This window comes from Mycobacterium zoologicum (assembly GCF_020181635.2).
Taxonomy (GTDB): domain Bacteria; phylum Actinomycetota; class Actinomycetes; order Mycobacteriales; family Mycobacteriaceae; genus Mycobacterium; species Mycobacterium zoologicum.
This window is the reverse complement of the sequence record NZ_JAYJJS010000003.1, coordinates 262624-277712: the sequence shown is the minus strand read 5'-3', so window position 1 is coordinate 277712 and position 15089 is coordinate 262624. Positions and strand designations below refer to the sequence as shown.

The window sequence follows — 15089 nt, the reverse complement described above, 5'->3', positions numbered from 1 at the left end:
CGCCCACTTTCATGCCGCCCCACCGAGGGTCATCCACAGGTTCTGATCATTGCTCGGGGAACAGCACGATCCACAAGTAGTCGACCAGATGCCAGAACGACGCCACGGACTCCGGGACCAGGCGACGCGCGCTGTCGTAGAAACCGCGCCGGGAGTTGACCCAGACGTAGGTCAGCAGGCTGGTTCCCAGTAGCACGTGCGTGAGGTGGATGCCGGTCAGCGTGAAGTACCACATGTAGAAGGTGTCAGTCGCCGGGGTGATGCCGTGAGTCAATTTCTGGGTGTACTCAATCGATTTGGAAATCACGAACATGACTCCGGTGAGCACGCCTACCAGCAGGTAGCGCGATGCGTGAGCGATGAGGTCACGCTTAATGGCTTGCACCGCAAGGGCGACCGCACAGGAGCTGGTCAGCAGGATCAGTGTGTCGATTCCACCCAAGTTCATGTTGAGCGTCTGCCGAGCTGCGTCGAACATCGCGGGGTTTCGCTGCCGATCCTGCATGAAAGTCAGGAACAGGATCGCGAAGATCACCGAATCCGCGCCGAGGAACACCCACACGCCCTCGGCGCCGGGCAGCCGCCTGGGCCGAGCTTCGTCGACGGTAACCAGTTGCATGCGTCTAACCGTTCAGGCCACCGACGGCAGCACCGTCGGTACCGCTGCGAATCAAGAGACTCCGCACCCGGCACCCATTGGCCACCAGAACCAACTCCTTTCGCAGCCCATCAGCCACACCGATAGCCCGAATCCGCCTCACGGTCGATCAGATAGCCTCAGCATTGCGGACTCAGCGACCGCGGACATCCCTCGGACGAGCACACTTTGTTCTCCCCTTGGGGCAACCCGAGATTGGCCGCTTAGAACCCGACTCCATGGATCTCGTGCCCCGGTTGCTCCGCGCCGAGGCCGCGGTAGGCGTCTTCGACGGTGGCCCCGTGGTTGATGACGGAGTCCACCTGGCGGGCAATCGGCATGTTCAGCCCGTATTTTTTAGCGAACTCCATCACCACACTGACGGCCTTGACACCCTCGGCGACTTGGTTCATCGCCGTGATGATGTCCTCAATGCTCTTACCGGTGCCGAGTTGTTCGCCGACGTGCCGGTTGCGGCTGCGCTGACTAGTGCAGGTGACTATCAGATCACCCATCCCTGCCAGTCCGGAGAAGGTGTCTCGGTGGCCGCCCATGGCCTCGCCGAGCTTGGACATCTCGCGCACCGCGCGGGCCATCACCAGGGCGCGGGTATTCTCGCCGATGCCCAGTGAGTAGCCCATGCCGACGGCTATCGCATACACATTCTTCAGCGCTCCGGCCATTTCCACCCCCACCACATCATCGGTGGTGTAGGTCCGAAACCGCCTGGTGCGGAACAATCCGGCCAAGTTGGCGGCCATGTGCTGGTCGGGCATTGCCAGCACCGCCGCCGCCGCATACCCCTCGCCGACCTCGCGGGCGATATTGGGCCCGGCCAGGATGCCGGCCGGATGCCCGGGCAGCACCTCCTCGACGATCTGACTCATCCGCATGTTGGTGCCCTGCTCCAGGCCCTTCACCAGCGACACCACCGGTACCCACGCCCGCAAATCGGCGGCCAGCTCGATCAGTACCCCGCGGAACCCGTGGGACGGCACCGCCATCACGATGACGTCGGCGCGACTCGCAGCCTCGGAGAAGTCGGTGGTGGCACGCAGCGTGTCCGACAGCACAGCGGTATCGCCCAGATAGCGGCTGTTCCGATGATTGTCGTTGATGTCAGCGGCGGTCTCCGCCGAGCGCACCCACTGCAGCGTCGGACCGCGCCGCGCGCAGATGGAGGCAACGGTGGTGCCCCAGGAACCGCCGCCCAGGACAACGACATTCAGTTCACGCTGCGTAGGCACCATGCCGTTCACTTCTTGCCGGCCGCGCCGATCAGATCGGTGTACTGACCAGTCACCGCAAGGACCGTCTGCCAGAGGTATCCGTCGATATCGACCCGCTTTGGTGACGAGACCGCCAAGGGGATCGGGACATGAGTTAAACGGCGCCGCCAGGAACCGACGACGGTGTCCGTGTGACCCGCCATACCCGCATGCACGGCCGCATGTCCCAAACGGAGACAGAAGTTTCCGTCCCTGGCATTGGCGGGGAGACTGCGAATCATGTAACTCGGATCGATGTACTTGATGTTCACCGAACTTCCTCCCGATCGAAAAGCATCCTTGATCTGATCTCTCAAATAGAGGCCGATATCGGCGTAGCGGCGGTTTCCGGAGGCATCGCACTCGGCCACTTCGGCAAGCAGGTGTTGACCGGCACCCTCGGCGACAACGATCACCACGGAACCGTCTCGCTCGATGCGCCGTTCCGCGATGCGGACGACGTCATCAATGCTGAACGGGACTTCCGGGATGAGGCACAGACCGACCTGGGTGTCGGCGAGCGTCGCAAAGCTGGCGATGAACCCCGAATCGCGGCCCATCAATTTGACCAAGCCGATGCCGGACCGTGCGCATGAGGCCTCCACGTGAGCTGCGCGCGTCGCCTGGCGAGCCGCTTCGACGGCGGTGTCGAAGCCGAAAGACATGTCGATGAAAGAGATATCGTTATCAATGGTTTTCGGTACACCTACAACTGCGATCGCCAGTCCCCGTCGCCGTATCTCCTGAACTATCGCGTGCGAACCCCGTAATGTCCCGTCACCACCGATCGTGAACAACAACTGGATCCCGAACCGCTCAAGCGTGTCGACGATCTCATCGACAGGTTGCGGTCCGCGGGACGAGCCCAGTACCGTACCGCCGATTTCGTGGATCTGACTCACTCGACGGGGCGTCAATTCGATCGGCGCCAGTGCATCGCGCTCTATCAAGCCTTCATAGCCGAACCGGAACCCGTACGTCGTCGGGACACCGTAGTTTTCGCGTAGGCAGAACACGATAGAACGGATGACATCGTTCAGACCGGGGCAGAGTCCGCCACACGTTACGATCCCGCACCTCAGTTCGGCCGGATCGAAGTAGATCCTCTCCCTGGGTCCCGCCAGTTCGAAAGAAGGCGGTTCGACATCGGCATCCAGTTGAGCCCGCAGCTCATCGACGTCGTTGCGAAACAACAGCCGTTTCTCCGTATCAATGAAACGGCTTGCTCGGAACGGCGAGACGAATCTGCATTCGCCCAGCCGAGCGGTTTCGAAATCTGACCGCACCGGTGTGGCCTCTATCACGTCGTCAGCATCACCGATCCGGCTTGCGCGCGCCTCCTTCAACAGGGCCCAATATGGTCCCCCTTTCGAGGCAGGCGGTCGAGGTTGCCGTCAGCTGCGGCAAACCCACTCAGCATCGGGATCCCGACAAGCTATCGGACCACGACGGCATCGTGTTGACCCGATTCGGCCAACTCGTCGGCGTAGCGGTGTACGTGTCGGCACATGCGCCGTGCCGCCGCTGCGTCGTCGCGCCCCCGAATCGCTTCTGTTATCGCCCGGTGCGCCTTGGCCGTGGCCGCGCGGATCTCGGAGTCGATGAACGCGGCGTTCTCGGTACCGGTGTAGATGGCTTTGGACAGAGCGAGCATGAATCCCATCAACAGCTCATTGTGGCTGGCTATCGTCACACCGACGTGCCAGTCCAGGTTGGCCTGCAGGAATTGTGCGAGGTCAGCCGCCGGGTCAGCGATCGCCCGGTTGGCTCGGTCAAGTTCAGCGAGGTCCTCGTCGGTGCGGTTGCGGGCGGCAAGCTCGGCGCAGCACGGCTCCAATGCCTCCCTGGCCTCCATCAGGTCACCGAGTTTGATGTGCTGCCCCCTGATCAGCATGGTGACGGAGTTGACCATCGACGTGGTGGTCGGTCGCTGCACGAAGGCGCCGCCCGCCCGACCCGGTTTCACCCGAACCAGGTTCTGCACTTCCAGGATGCGCAGTGCTTCACGCACGGTGGCCCGGCTCATCTGCGTTTGCTTAACCAGCTCACGCTCCGCCGGCAGCGCAATGCCCTCGGCGAGTTCGCCGTTGAGGATTCGCTCCCGGAGCTCCCCGGCGAGGACGTCGGAGGATTTCGGGACGTCCACAGGGCTCAGCCTGAGGTCGGATCGCGAGGGTTTGGCTGCCGCTGGTTCCATCGCATGCCCCTCTTGGTTTATGGTCAGACCGAAGATACCATTATCTATCCTCGGTCGTCCCGGGCACGGAGCCCGATCACGGCCGATCGGCGGCAGGAGAGATGGCGATGCATTGGGAGCTTTCCGAAGAACAGGAACTGTTCACCACCTCGCTGCGCGAGTGGCTCGGCGAACGCGCGAACTCGACAACGGTCCGCAGCTGCTGGGAAGCCGGCGATTCCACCGGCTTCGAGAACATCTTCGTCAGCGAAGGGTGGGCCGGCGTCGGCTTTGACGATGACCTCGGCGGCCAGGGCGGCGGCCTGCTGGAGCTAGCTCTCACCGCCCGTGAGCTGGGCCGAGCAGCGGCACCGTCGACAAGCTGGCTGCAGTCGGCGATCATCCTGCCTGCCCTGGCCGGCGAACCAGCGCTGGTACGCGCCGCCATAGAGTCCGGCGAGGTGACCGCGTTGGCCGTGCGCGCCGACCAGATCCCGTCGGCGACAACTTCGGTACGCATAGCCGCCGATCGGCTACACGGACGGATCCCCTGCGTTCTGGGCGCCGGCCGGTCACAGCGGCTCCTGGTCCCGGTCCAGGACGGCCACACCACGTCGCTGTGGCTGGTGGACAGCACGGACGGCGGCGTCCAGCTGCGCCCGAGGCCGCTGCTGGACCGTTCACGCGATGTCGCCGACGTCGTTCTTGACGACGTCACGGCGCGCCGGCTGGACATCGGCCCCGACGCGGCGCTTGGCGAGATCGCCGCCAGGGCAGCGGTTCTGACAGCCGCCGACGCTCTCGGAGCTTGCGAACGGATGCTGCAGTTGGCCGTCGAGTACAGCAAACAGCGTCAGCAGTTCGGGCACCCGATCGGCTCGTTCCAAGCCGTCAAACACGCCGCGGCACAGATGCTGGTCACCGTGGAATCCTCGATGTCGATCGTCTACTACGCGGCACAATCAACCGAGGAAGGTCAGCCCGAGCATGCAACACACGCGGCTGTGGCGAAGGCGCAGGTCACCGAACATGGGGCCGAACTGGCCGACAGTGCGTTGACCCTACACGGAGCGATCGGATACACCTGGGAACACGACCTGCACCTGTTCTACAAGCGGGCAAAGCTCGACCGAGTGCTCTTCGGCACTCCAGCATCCTGGAACGAGTGCATCGCACAGAATCTGCCGCTCCTGCCAGCGCCCGCCTGACCCGACGGCCGGAACGACCATGTCAGATGTTGAACTTCCATTTTGGTCTGTCCATTAGTATCATTCTCACATCAGGTTGATTTGTCCTACAGTTCGTTGAGCGGGGAGCGTTGTGAACTTTGAGTTGAACGAGGATCAGCAGACGATCCGCACTGCCGTTGCAGAGCTGGCCGGCAAGTTCGACGATCACTACTGGATGACCAAGGATCAGAACCACGAGTTTCCGACTGAGTTCTACAACGCGTTCGCCGAGGGCGGTTGGCTCGGCATCACTACCCCAGAGGAATACGGCGGCCACGGTTTCGGCATCACCGAGGCCTCGATCCTGCTGGAGGAGGTGGCGGCCAGCGGCGCCGGGATGAACGGCGCCAGCTCCATGCACATGTCGATCTTCGGCATGCATCCGGTGATCGTGCACGGCTCCGAGGAGCTCAAGGCCCGCACGCTACCCCGCATCGTCACCGGTGACCTGCATGTGTGCTTCGGCGTTACCGAACCCGGCGCGGGGCTCGACACCACCAAGATCACCACCTTCGCCAGACGCGAAGGTGACCACTACGTCGTCAGTGGCCGCAAGGTGTGGATCTCCAAAGCACTGGAATCGGAGAAAGTGCTGCTGCTCACGCGCACCACGAAATTCGAGGATGCCGCACGCAAAACCGACGGCCTCACCCTGTTCCTCACCGACCTGGACCGGAGCAAGGTCGACATCCGTCCCATCCCTAAGATGGGTCGAAACGCCGTGTCCTCCAACGAGTTGTTCATCGACGGACTCGAAATTCCCATCGAAGACCGCGTCGGTGAGGAAGGCAAGGGTTTCCGGTACATCCTCGACGGCCTGAATCCCGAGCGGTGCCTGATTGCCGCCGAGGCGCTGGGCATGGGACGAGCCGCACTACGCACCGCGGTGCGCTATGGTAACGAGCGCGAGGTGTTCGGCAGGCCGATCGGAAAGAACCAAGGTATCCAGTTTCCGCTGGCCGACTCACTGGCCCGCCTCGATGCCGCCGAACTGATGCTGCGCAAGGCCACCTGGCTCTACGACAACGGCAAACCGTGTGGGCGGGAAGCCAATACGGCCAAATACTTGTGCGCCGACGCCGGGTTCGACGCCGCCGATCGCGCACTGCAAACTCACGGCGGCATGGGGTACTCCGAGGAGTACCACGTCGCCCGATACTTCCGGGAGGCTCGGTTGACACGCATTGCCCCGATCAGTCAGGAGATGGTTCTCAACTATCTGGGCGAGCACGTCCTGGGTCTCCCGAGGAGCTACTGATGACCAAGCAGCATGACGTCTTTCGTCTCGACAACCGTGCAGCACTGGTCACCGGTGCGGGAAGTGGCGTCGGCGCGGCGATCGCCCGTGCCTTCGCCGCCGCTGGTGCAGCGGTGTTGGTAACCGATATCGATAAGGACGCCGCTGCCTCCACCGCGGAGTCGATCACCACGGCCGGCGGAACCGCAAAACCATTCGCCCTGGATGTACGCGACTCGTTCGCGGCAGGCACAGCGGCCACCGCCGCTGCCGAACTTGGTGGCGGCAGCCTGCACATCCTGGTGAACAACGCCGGCGCCATCGCCCCGGCGATGTTCGAGAATCTCTCGGAGGAGAGCTTTCGCCGCATAGTCGACATCCACCTGTTCGGCAGTTTCGTGTGCAGCCAGGCTGCGCTTGAGCATCTGGCCAGCGACGGTACCGGTCGCATCATCAACGTCACCTCCGCCGCGGGACTGACCGGGACCATCGGACAGGCCAACTATGCGGCCGCCAAGGCCGGTATTATCGGACTGACCAAGTCTCTCGCCCGTGAGCTGGCCCGTAAGTCGGTGACCGTAAACGCAGTCGCACCACTGGCCGCGACCGCGATGACCGAAAACATCCGCAGCAATGAGAAGCTGGCCGCCAAGACCCTGGCTCGAATCCCGTTGGGCCGCTGGGCTTATCCGGATGAGATCGCGCCAACATTCGTCTTTCTGGCCTCCGACGCCGCCTCTTACATCACCGGTCAGGTACTGCCGGTCGACGGCGGGACGGTGATCTGATGGGCCGCAAGGTAACTGGCCCCTTCGCCTCGACGGGCCGTGAAGTCTACATCGCCGAAGCGGTGCGCACCCCGACCGGAAAATCCCATCCGGAACGCGGGTGGTACCGCGATATTCACCCCAACGCAATGCTGGCCGCCTGCTACATCGAACTGATCGCCCGCAGCGGCATCGACCCGGTGATGGTCGAGGATCTGGTGATCGGCTGCACCGCCCCGTTCGGCGAGCAGTCCCGCAACATCGCCCGCAACGCCTGGCTGCAGGCCGGTTATCCGCCCGAGGTGCCGGCCACCACGCTGGACCGGCGCTGCGGATCAGCGCAAACCGCGGTGGAAATGGCGGCCGCGCTGGTGGCATCGGGTACCCACGACGTCGTGATCGCCGGCGGGGTGGAGAACATGGGACACGTCCCAATAGACTCGCCCGCCAAGATCTCCGAACTATACGGCGATCCCTGGCCGGTCGATCTGCGCGACCGCTATGCCTTTGTGCACCAAGGCGAAAGCGCCGAACTGATCGCCGACCGCTGGCAGCTGAGCCGAGAGGAGATGGATGCATTTGCCGCTCGGTCACACCACCATGCCGTAAAGGCCGTCGCCGACAACAGGTTCGCCGCCGAAATGGTGCCGATGACTCTTGATGGTCAGGTCCGCACCAGCGACCAATGTGTGCGACCGGATACCACCGCAGGGACGTTGGCCAACCTCAAGCCGGTCTTTCGCAAGGAGAACGGCCGGATCACCGCCGGATCATCGTCGCCGATCAGTGACGGCGCCGCCGGTGTGTTGCTGTGCTCCGGGGATGCCGCACGGCAATTCGGCCTGCGGGTCCGAGCCCGGATCGTCGACCAGACCACTGTCGGCGTCGACCCGATCATCATGTTGACCGGCCCCATCCCGGCTACCCGTAAGCTATTGCAACGAAACAACCTCGACGTCAATGACGTCGACTTGTTCGAGGTCAATGAGGCCTTCTCCTCGGTGGTTCTGGCCTGGCAGCGTGAGCTACAGCCCGACATGGACCGGGTCAACGTCAACGGCGGAGCGATCGCGTTGGGCCATGCTGTCGGCGCCACCGGGGCCCGACTGATCGCCACCTTGATCGCTGAGCTGGACCGCCGTGAGGCCGATCTCGGCTTGGTGACAATGTGCTGTGGGGGCGGGCTGGGTACGGGAACGCTGATCCAACGGGTATCGGCATGATCGATTTCGGCCAGTACTTGACTGCGGGCTCCGGCGTCTGGTGGGGCCAGGCCGCCGCCGAACCGCGTCCACTGGTCGACGCGCTGTTGGCACAACACGACCAGATCGGCCCACTGCGGGTCTTCACCGGCCTCAGCTGGAATGACCAGCTTGCGATCAGCATGCCCGATGACGCGTCCATAGTGTCCTATGGCGGGCTCGGCGAGCTTCGGGAGTTCAGCAAGTCCGGGCGACTCGACGTGGTGCCCTGCCACTATTCAGCACTACCGCGGATGTTCGCCGAGCGTCGGCTACCGTGCGATGTCGGTCTGCTACAAGTGTCACCGCCCGACACCGAAGGCGGGTGCTCACTGGGAATTGGCGTCGATTACGTCGCCGACGCAATCCCGCACACACCGATACTGATCGCCGAGATCAACCAGCGGATGCCGGCTACGCAAGGCACCCAACGGATTCCGCTCGACAGGTTCGCGGCAACGATCACCACCGATCGGCCGCTGACTGAAGATCCCACCCGGGCGCCAGGTACTACCGAGCTGAGCATCGCCACCAACGTCGGCGAACTCATCGATAGCGGCGACACCGTACAGCTGGGAGTCGGCTCGCTGGGTACTGCGATCCTCGACGCCTTGGCCGGACATCAGGATTTGGGCTTTCACACCGGCATGGTCACCGACGGGCTACTCCGGCTAGTCGACAAGGGCGTCGTGACAGGTGCGTGCAAGGAGATCGACCCCGGGCTGATCATCGCCGGCACCGCACTGGGTTCGACCGAGCTGTATAACCGGGTGCCCGAGTTGCCCGCCAGGTTTCTGCCAACCAGCTATACGCATAGCCCGGAGATACTTTCGCAGCTGCAATCACTGGTGTCTGTCAACTTCGCAGTCGAAGTCGACCTCACCGGGCAGGTGGGCGCAGAGGTGTCCCACGGCGTGTACGTCGGCGCGGTCGGCGGGCAAGTCGACTTCGCCCGGGCTGCCGCATTGACCGGCAAGCGATCCATCATCGCGCTGCGGGCGACCTCGCGCGGAGCCTCGACTATCAAGCCGGCACTTGAAGGTGGGGTGGTCACCACTGCACGCTCCGACGTCGACACCGTCGTGACCGAATACGGCGTCGCGCACCTGCGCGGCTGCAGCATCACCGAGCGGGCGCGCCGGCTGTGCGCGATTGCCGCCCCCGAGTTCCGCGACCAACTCGAGCTGGAAAGGAAAAGATTGTGAGCAGCTTGCCCGCACACGTCCACATCCGCGAGGTGGGTCCACGCGACGGGTTTCAGAACGAACCCGAAACCATCGCGACCACCGACAAGATCCATCTGATCAACCAGCTGGCCCGCACCGGCCTGCGCCGCATCGAGGTGGCCAGCTTTGTGCGACCCGACGTGATCCCGCAGCTGTCCGATGGTGTCGAGGTGCTGCGCGGGGTCGAAGTGCCCGACGACGTCGAACTGATGGTCCTGGTGCCCAACAGCAAGGGACTCGACAACGCGCTCAAGGTACGCGAAACCTTCTCCGAAGTAGCGATTTTCGTCAGCGCCTCGGAGACGCACAACAGAAAGAACGTGAACCGGACCATCGCCGAGTCGATGGCCGACAACGAGGTGATCGCTAAGCGCATCGTCGACGAGGGCTTGCGATGCGCCGCCGTGATCGCGACCTCCTACGGCTGCCCGTTCGAGGGCAGAGTGCCGATGACACGAGTTCTTGACATCGCTGAGCAGTTCGCCGCGGCAGGCGCCACCGAGATCGGATTCGGGGACACCACCGGGATGGCCAACCCCGCATACGTCGGTGAGTTCTTCACCGCCGCCATCCGACGCCTGCCCGGCGTCGAGGTGACCGCACACTTCCACAACACCCGCGGCCAGGGATTGGCCAATGCGTATGCCGCACTACAGGCTGGCTGCACCAGCTTCGAGTCCAGCTTCGGCGAGCTCGGCGGCTGCCCGGTACCCGCTGGCTCCACCGGGAACATCGCCTCGGAGGATCTGATCAGCATGTTCCATGAGATGGGCGTGGACACCGAGGTGTCGCTGCCCGCACTGATCGACGCCGCCCGCGCTGCCCAACATGTGCTCGACCGCAAACTGACCAGTCACTCGATCGTTGCCGGACCAATCGACTGGAAACCGACCGCCAACGCCTCGTCCTGCTGCTAAACCCAACCGTCACAAGGAGAAACCGTCATGAGCAACCGCGTCGCCTTTGTCACTGGAGGAGCCCAGGGCATCGGCCAAGGCATCTCGGAAACCCTGGGAGCCGCCGGGTTCCGGGTCGCCGTCGCCGACCTCAACCTAGAGGCGGCAGAAGCCACCGCGAAACGCATTGCCGCCGCGGGTGGTGAGGCTATCGCCGTGGTCGTCGACGTGACTGACACCGCGTCGGTGCGCAGTGCGGTCGCGGCTGTGACCGCCGAACTCGGGGATATCGAGATCGTGGTCAACAACGCTGGATGGGATGACTTCATGCCGTTCCTGAAAACGTCGGAGGACTTCTGGGACAAGATCCTCGACATCAACTTCAAGGGGGCGCTACGTGTCATCCACACTGTGGTACCGGGCATGGTGGAACGCGGTTTCGGGCGGGTTATCAACATCGGCTCCGATGCCGGACGGGTCGGATCCTCCCTGGAGGCCGTGTATTCCGGCGCCAAGGGGGGCATCATCGCGTTCACCAAGACACTGGCGCGGGAGGTGGCGACCAAAGGGGTGACCGCGAACACCGTCTGCCCCGGCCCCACCGACACCCCGGCGCTGCGTAAGTTCGCTGACGCTTCCGGGCAAGAGGCTGACAAGGTGATCGGCGGCATGACCCGCTCGGTGCCGATGAAGCGGCTGGCCCAGCCATCCGACATCGCCGCAGCCGTCGCGTTCTTCGCCTCCGATGCCGCCGAATACATCACCGGCCAGACCCTGTCCGTCAGCGGCGGCCTGACCATGGCCTGACAGCCGCGCTCCCCCTTCCGAACCAAGGAGACGTATTCCCATGACACTGTCCGATGATGACGCGCCGGCAAGCCTGCGTGTGGAAGGCCCAGTCGTCGAGATCATGCTCAACCGCCCGCCGGCCAATGCGCTCGGGCTTCCGCTCATCAAGGCTCTGCACACCGGGCTCGATGCCGCCGATGCGTTACCCGCCAAGGTCATCGTGGTGTCCTCTGCTCGGGCCGGGTTCTTCGCCGCCGGCGCCGACATCAAACACATGTCCTCGGTCGACGCCGCATCGTTCAGCGCCTACGGGGATGCCCTGCGCGCCGCCGTCGAACGGCTAGCCTCTCATCAGGCGTTGTCAGTGGCCGCCATCGACGGACTCGCGCTGGGCGGCGGCTTGGAGCTTGCGATGGCCTGCACACTGCGCGTCGCCGGCACCGACTCCCGGATGGGACTGCCCGAGGTAAAGCTCGGCCTGATTCCGGGCGCCGGTGGAACGCAGCGGCTACCCCACCTAGTCGGCCGCGGAGCCGCACTGGACATCATGCTCACCGGTCGGCAGGTTGACGCCCAGGAAGCACTGCGCATTGGTCTGATCGACCGACTGGTGGCTGCTGGCGACGCGGCGACCGCCGCACGCGAGTTGGCCCGCGAGTTGTGCGGCCCCTCATCGGCGGCGCAACGCGCCGTTGTCCGAACCGTCAACGCGGCCTATGAGCGGATCCTCCCCGATGGCCTGCGGTTCGAGGCCGATCAAATCCAAGAACTGTTCGAACGGGGTGAGGCGGCCGAGGGAATCCGAGCGTTCGTCGAGAAGCGCACACCGGAATTCGCCTGAATGACAGGATGTTTCAGTGGAACACTCAGTCTCGATCGGTGAGCCGGCGGCGCAAACTTCATACGGCATCAACGTAGTCGGTGTCGGCAGGGGGCGGGAGCGGTTCGACATCATGACCGATCTGGCCCAAGAAGCTGAAGCCGCGGGTTGCTCCGCGATCTGGGCCAGCGAACTTTACAGCCGCTCGGCAACCGTGCCTATGACACTGTTGGCCGCAACCACCAGTCACGTACAGATCGGGTCAAATATCGCCTACGGCGTCGGGCGGTCACCGTTGATGTGGGCCGCGGAGGCACGGGATCTCGATGAACTCTCCGGCGGACGACTGATACTCGGGCTCGGTAACGGCACGTCCACCATGATGCAGAACTGGCACGGCGTCACCGGTGATGCACCGGCAGCCCGGATGGCTGAGTTGATCACTGTGTTGCGAAAGCTGTGGCGGCTACACGAGGGACCAGTGGACCACGATGGACGGTTCTACACCGTGCACATTGCGCCCGGTACCGACATGTCTCCGCCACTACGAGCCCACCTGCCGATCTGGATCGCCGGCGTCAATCCGGCGATGATCCGGACGGCCGGCCGGATGGCCGATGGGCTAGTCGGCCATCCGATGTTCACCACCGACTACGTCGAACAGGTGGTGCGCCCCGAACTTGCTACCGCAGCAAGCCAAGTCGGCCGTCCTGTCAGCGACGTCACCGTCATGGGTATCCGGATCTGCGTGCTCGACGACGATGAGGATGCGGCGCGCCGACGCGCGGCCTTTGCGATCGGTCAGTACGCCGCGTCAAGGGTGTATGACCGACTGTTCGACCTGCACGGCTGGTCGGCCGCCCAGCAGAAGATCCGCGCGGCCGCTCGCGACCGCGACACCGAAGCCCTGATCAGGGCAGTACCCGACGCCGCCGTCGACGCGATCTCCGTCGCGTGCACCCCGCGAGACTTCCCCGCTCGGCTACGGACAGCCTCGCAGGGGTTCGACCACGTCGACACGACCGCCCCACCTTGGGGGCTATCAGATACGCAGACGCTACATGGGACACGGCAGATCCTGGCCGGACTGCGGGCTCTGCTTGGGCGCTCGACCACGCCCGACGTCAAACGCAAGACCGAACGATCGGAGATGGTGTCGTGATTGATCTCGAACAGCGTTATGAAACCTTGCTTCTCGAGGCTCCTGCCGACGGCGTGATCCAGCTGACGTTGAACCGGCCGGACCGGTTCAACGCGATGACGGTGACCATGTTCGACGAGCTGGAAGCGGTTGCACGTGCGGTCGCCGACGACCGGGACATCCGGGTGCTGATCCTGACCGGGGCGGGCAGGGCGTTCTGCGCGGGCTACGACCTCGACGACGCCGAGGAGCTGACGTCGCTCTCGGCGCTGGGCATGCTGGACCGCCAGGAGCGTGCCGCCCGGGCGCTCAGCGCCATCCGGGGTGTCCCGGTTCCGGTGATCGCCGCGGTCAACGGGCCGGCCGCCGGCGGCGGCATGTCGCTGAGCCTGATGGCCGACATTCGGCTCGGGTCGCCGTCGGCGAAGTTCAACGCCGCGTTCGTGCGGATCGGGCTGTCGGCGGGCGATCTGGGGACCTCCTGGCTGTTGCCGCGGCTGATCGGCCCGTCCGCGGCCGCCGAGATCGGCTTCACCGGGCGCGTCGTCGAGTCCGAGGAAGCCGAGCGGCTCGGCCTGCTCAACCGGGTGACCGGTCCGGACGACCTGATCGGGCAAGCGCTGGCCATGGCCGCCCAGATCTGCGCCAACTCCCCCGGCGGTGTCCGGATGTCCAAGCGGGCACTGCAGTCCAACCTGGAGGTCGCCTCGTTTGCGGCGGCGCTCGAACTGGAAAACCGCGGGCAGGCGCTGCTGACCCGCTGTGACGATATGACCGAGGCGTTAGCGGCCTTCAAAGCCAAGCGCGCACCGATCTTTTCCGGGCGCTGACCATGGACACCACACGCTGGAACCGGGTGGCCCGACGCCCGCTGGACGAGGTACTTGCCGAGCTGCGTACCGCCCACACCCTGGCCTTCGACGAACCTAGCCCCGGTCTCGTGGTGATGTCGGTGAACCGGCCCGATCGCGGGAACTCGCAGACCGTTGAGATGTTCGGCGAGATTGCCTGGGCCACCGCCACCTTGCGGCACGCGCAGCTGCGGGCGCTGATCGTCACCGGGGCGGGCGGCAAGGCATTCTGCACCGGGTTCGATATCGGCGAAATCGATGTCCTCACCCGGATGTCGGTGTCGGAGTTCACCGACCTGGTGGAGACCGCCGCGGCCGGCTCCACCGGGCTGCGTGCGCTGCCCTACCCGGTGATCGCTGCGGTCAGCGGTCCCGCCGCCGGCGGTGGCCTGTCGCTGGCGCTCGCCGCCGATGTCCGGATCGCCGATGCCACCGCGAGTTTCAGCGCCGGGTTTGTGCGGGTCGGGCTGTCCATCGGCGAGCTGGGCACCTCGTGGAACCTGGTCCGGCTGATCGGCCCCGGCCGCGCCGCGGAGCTGGCCTTCACCGGGCGCACCGTGCGGGCCGCCGAGGCGGCGCGGATCGGGCTGGCCGATCGGCTCGCCGAAACCGGCACCGCCCTGCACGCCGCGATCGAGTTGGCCGACACCATCGCGGCCAATCCGGACGACAGCATGCGATCCACCAAGAACGCGCTGGTTCGGAACCTGGAGAACAACTCATTTCAGTCCGCCCTGGAACTGGATAACCGCGGCCAAGCGCTCATCATGCAGGTACCGGAAACAAGGCAGGCCTTGACGAAGGGATAGTT

15 protein-coding genes are annotated in these 15089 nt (G+C 64.5%); 11 read left to right on the top strand and 4 right to left on the bottom strand.

The features are described from left to right. Positions 1 to 46: 46 nt before the first annotated feature. From K6T84_RS04245 to K6T84_RS04230, 4 genes are all read right to left on the bottom strand, one after another. Entirely contained in the window at positions 47 to 619 is a 573-nt protein-coding gene (locus tag K6T84_RS04245) for a cytochrome c oxidase subunit 3 (protein ID WP_225400607.1), read from the bottom strand. Positions 620 to 861: 242 nt separating this feature from the next. Next, positions 862 to 1887, bottom strand: a complete 1026-nt coding sequence (locus K6T84_RS04240) for an NAD(P)H-dependent glycerol-3-phosphate dehydrogenase (protein ID WP_225400608.1) — start codon at positions 1885 to 1887, stop codon at positions 862 to 864. 5 nt (positions 1888 to 1892) lie between these two features. Continuing rightward, on the bottom strand, positions 1893 to 3251 hold the full coding sequence (locus K6T84_RS04235; protein ID WP_225400609.1) for an ATP-dependent 6-phosphofructokinase: 1359 nt from the start codon (positions 3249 to 3251) through the stop codon (positions 1893 to 1895). Between the two features lie 89 nt (positions 3252 to 3340). After that, on the bottom strand, positions 3341 to 4102 hold the full coding sequence (locus tag K6T84_RS04230; RefSeq protein WP_225400610.1) for a FadR/GntR family transcriptional regulator: 762 nt from the start codon (positions 4100 to 4102) through the stop codon (positions 3341 to 3343). Between the two features lie 107 nt (positions 4103 to 4209). Here K6T84_RS04230 and K6T84_RS04225 point away from each other — a divergent pair, with 107 nt between their 5' ends. From K6T84_RS04225 to K6T84_RS04175, 11 genes are all read left to right on the top strand, one after another. Beyond that, positions 4210 to 5289 (top strand): acyl-CoA dehydrogenase family protein, encoded by a 1080-nt coding sequence (locus tag K6T84_RS04225; RefSeq protein WP_225400611.1) that lies wholly within the window; start codon positions 4210 to 4212, stop codon positions 5287 to 5289. 112 nt (positions 5290 to 5401) lie between these two features. Beyond that, positions 5402 to 6568: an acyl-CoA dehydrogenase family protein gene (locus tag K6T84_RS04220; protein ID WP_225400612.1), complete on the top strand. Its 1167-nt coding sequence runs from the start codon at positions 5402 to 5404 to the stop codon at positions 6566 to 6568. Next, the gene (locus tag K6T84_RS04215) at positions 6568 to 7335 is read left to right on the top strand and encodes an SDR family NAD(P)-dependent oxidoreductase (RefSeq protein WP_225400613.1); all 768 of its coding nucleotides are present in this window, start codon (positions 6568 to 6570) and stop codon (positions 7333 to 7335) included. Before K6T84_RS04220 ends, K6T84_RS04215 begins: the two co-directional genes overlap by 1 nt. Then, on the top strand, positions 7335 to 8537 hold the full coding sequence (locus K6T84_RS04210; protein ID WP_225400614.1) for a thiolase family protein: 1203 nt from the start codon (positions 7335 to 7337) through the stop codon (positions 8535 to 8537). Before K6T84_RS04215 ends, K6T84_RS04210 begins: the two co-directional genes overlap by 1 nt. Next, positions 8534 to 9760 carry an acetyl-CoA hydrolase/transferase family protein gene (locus tag K6T84_RS04205; RefSeq protein WP_225400615.1) on the top strand — a complete coding sequence of 409 codons (1227 nt, stop codon included), beginning with the start codon at positions 8534 to 8536 and terminating at the stop codon, positions 9758 to 9760. Before K6T84_RS04210 ends, K6T84_RS04205 begins: the two co-directional genes overlap by 4 nt. Then, positions 9757 to 10698 carry a hydroxymethylglutaryl-CoA lyase gene (locus tag K6T84_RS04200; protein WP_408066048.1) on the top strand — a complete coding sequence of 314 codons (942 nt, stop codon included), beginning with the start codon at positions 9757 to 9759 and terminating at the stop codon, positions 10696 to 10698. The genes K6T84_RS04205 and K6T84_RS04200 overlap by 4 nt, the downstream gene beginning before the upstream one ends. Before the next feature lie 27 nt (positions 10699 to 10725). After that, positions 10726 to 11484 carry an SDR family NAD(P)-dependent oxidoreductase gene (locus K6T84_RS04195; RefSeq protein ID WP_225400616.1) on the top strand — a complete coding sequence of 253 codons (759 nt, stop codon included), beginning with the start codon at positions 10726 to 10728 and terminating at the stop codon, positions 11482 to 11484. A gap of 40 nt (positions 11485 to 11524) precedes the next feature. Continuing rightward, positions 11525 to 12307 (top strand): enoyl-CoA hydratase/isomerase family protein, encoded by a 783-nt coding sequence (locus K6T84_RS04190; protein WP_225400617.1) that lies wholly within the window; start codon positions 11525 to 11527, stop codon positions 12305 to 12307. Between the two features lie 16 nt (positions 12308 to 12323). Beyond that, positions 12324 to 13448, top strand: coding sequence for an LLM class flavin-dependent oxidoreductase (locus tag K6T84_RS04185; RefSeq protein WP_225400618.1), 1125 nt, complete (start codon positions 12324 to 12326; stop codon positions 13446 to 13448). Further along, on the top strand, positions 13445 to 14257 hold the full coding sequence (locus K6T84_RS04180; RefSeq protein WP_225400619.1) for an enoyl-CoA hydratase/isomerase family protein: 813 nt from the start codon (positions 13445 to 13447) through the stop codon (positions 14255 to 14257). The genes K6T84_RS04185 and K6T84_RS04180 overlap by 4 nt, the downstream gene beginning before the upstream one ends. Positions 14258 to 14259: 2 nt before the next feature. Continuing rightward, positions 14260 to 15087, top strand: a complete 828-nt coding sequence (locus K6T84_RS04175; protein WP_225400620.1) for an enoyl-CoA hydratase/isomerase family protein — start codon at positions 14260 to 14262, stop codon at positions 15085 to 15087. The last annotated feature ends 2 nt before the right edge of the window (positions 15088 to 15089 follow it).

Bases quoted from the DNA above. Each gene is read 5' to 3' on its own strand.
- K6T84_RS04190 (WP_225400617.1), top strand. From the start codon at position 11,525: ATGACACTGTCCGATGATGACGCGCCGGCAAGCCTGCGTGTGGAAGGC.
- K6T84_RS04245 (WP_225400607.1), bottom strand. From the start codon at position 619: ATGCAACTGGTTACCGTCGACGAAGCTCGGCCCAGGCGGCTGCCCGGC.
- K6T84_RS04195 (WP_225400616.1), top strand. From the start codon at position 10,726: ATGAGCAACCGCGTCGCCTTTGTCACTGGAGGAGCCCAGGGCATCGGC.
- K6T84_RS04240 (WP_225400608.1), bottom strand. From the start codon at position 1,887: ATGGTGCCTACGCAGCGTGAACTGAATGTCGTTGTCCTGGGCGGCGGT.
- K6T84_RS04230 (WP_225400610.1), bottom strand. From the start codon at position 4,102: ATGGAACCAGCGGCAGCCAAACCCTCGCGATCCGACCTCAGGCTGAGC.
- K6T84_RS04210 (WP_225400614.1), top strand. From the start codon at position 7,335: ATGGGCCGCAAGGTAACTGGCCCCTTCGCCTCGACGGGCCGTGAAGTC.
- K6T84_RS04175 (WP_225400620.1), top strand. From the start codon at position 14,260: ATGGACACCACACGCTGGAACCGGGTGGCCCGACGCCCGCTGGACGAG.
- K6T84_RS04225 (WP_225400611.1), top strand. From the start codon at position 4,210: ATGCATTGGGAGCTTTCCGAAGAACAGGAACTGTTCACCACCTCGCTG.
- K6T84_RS04205 (WP_225400615.1), top strand. From the start codon at position 8,534: ATGATCGATTTCGGCCAGTACTTGACTGCGGGCTCCGGCGTCTGGTGG.
- K6T84_RS04215 (WP_225400613.1), top strand. From the start codon at position 6,568: ATGACCAAGCAGCATGACGTCTTTCGTCTCGACAACCGTGCAGCACTG.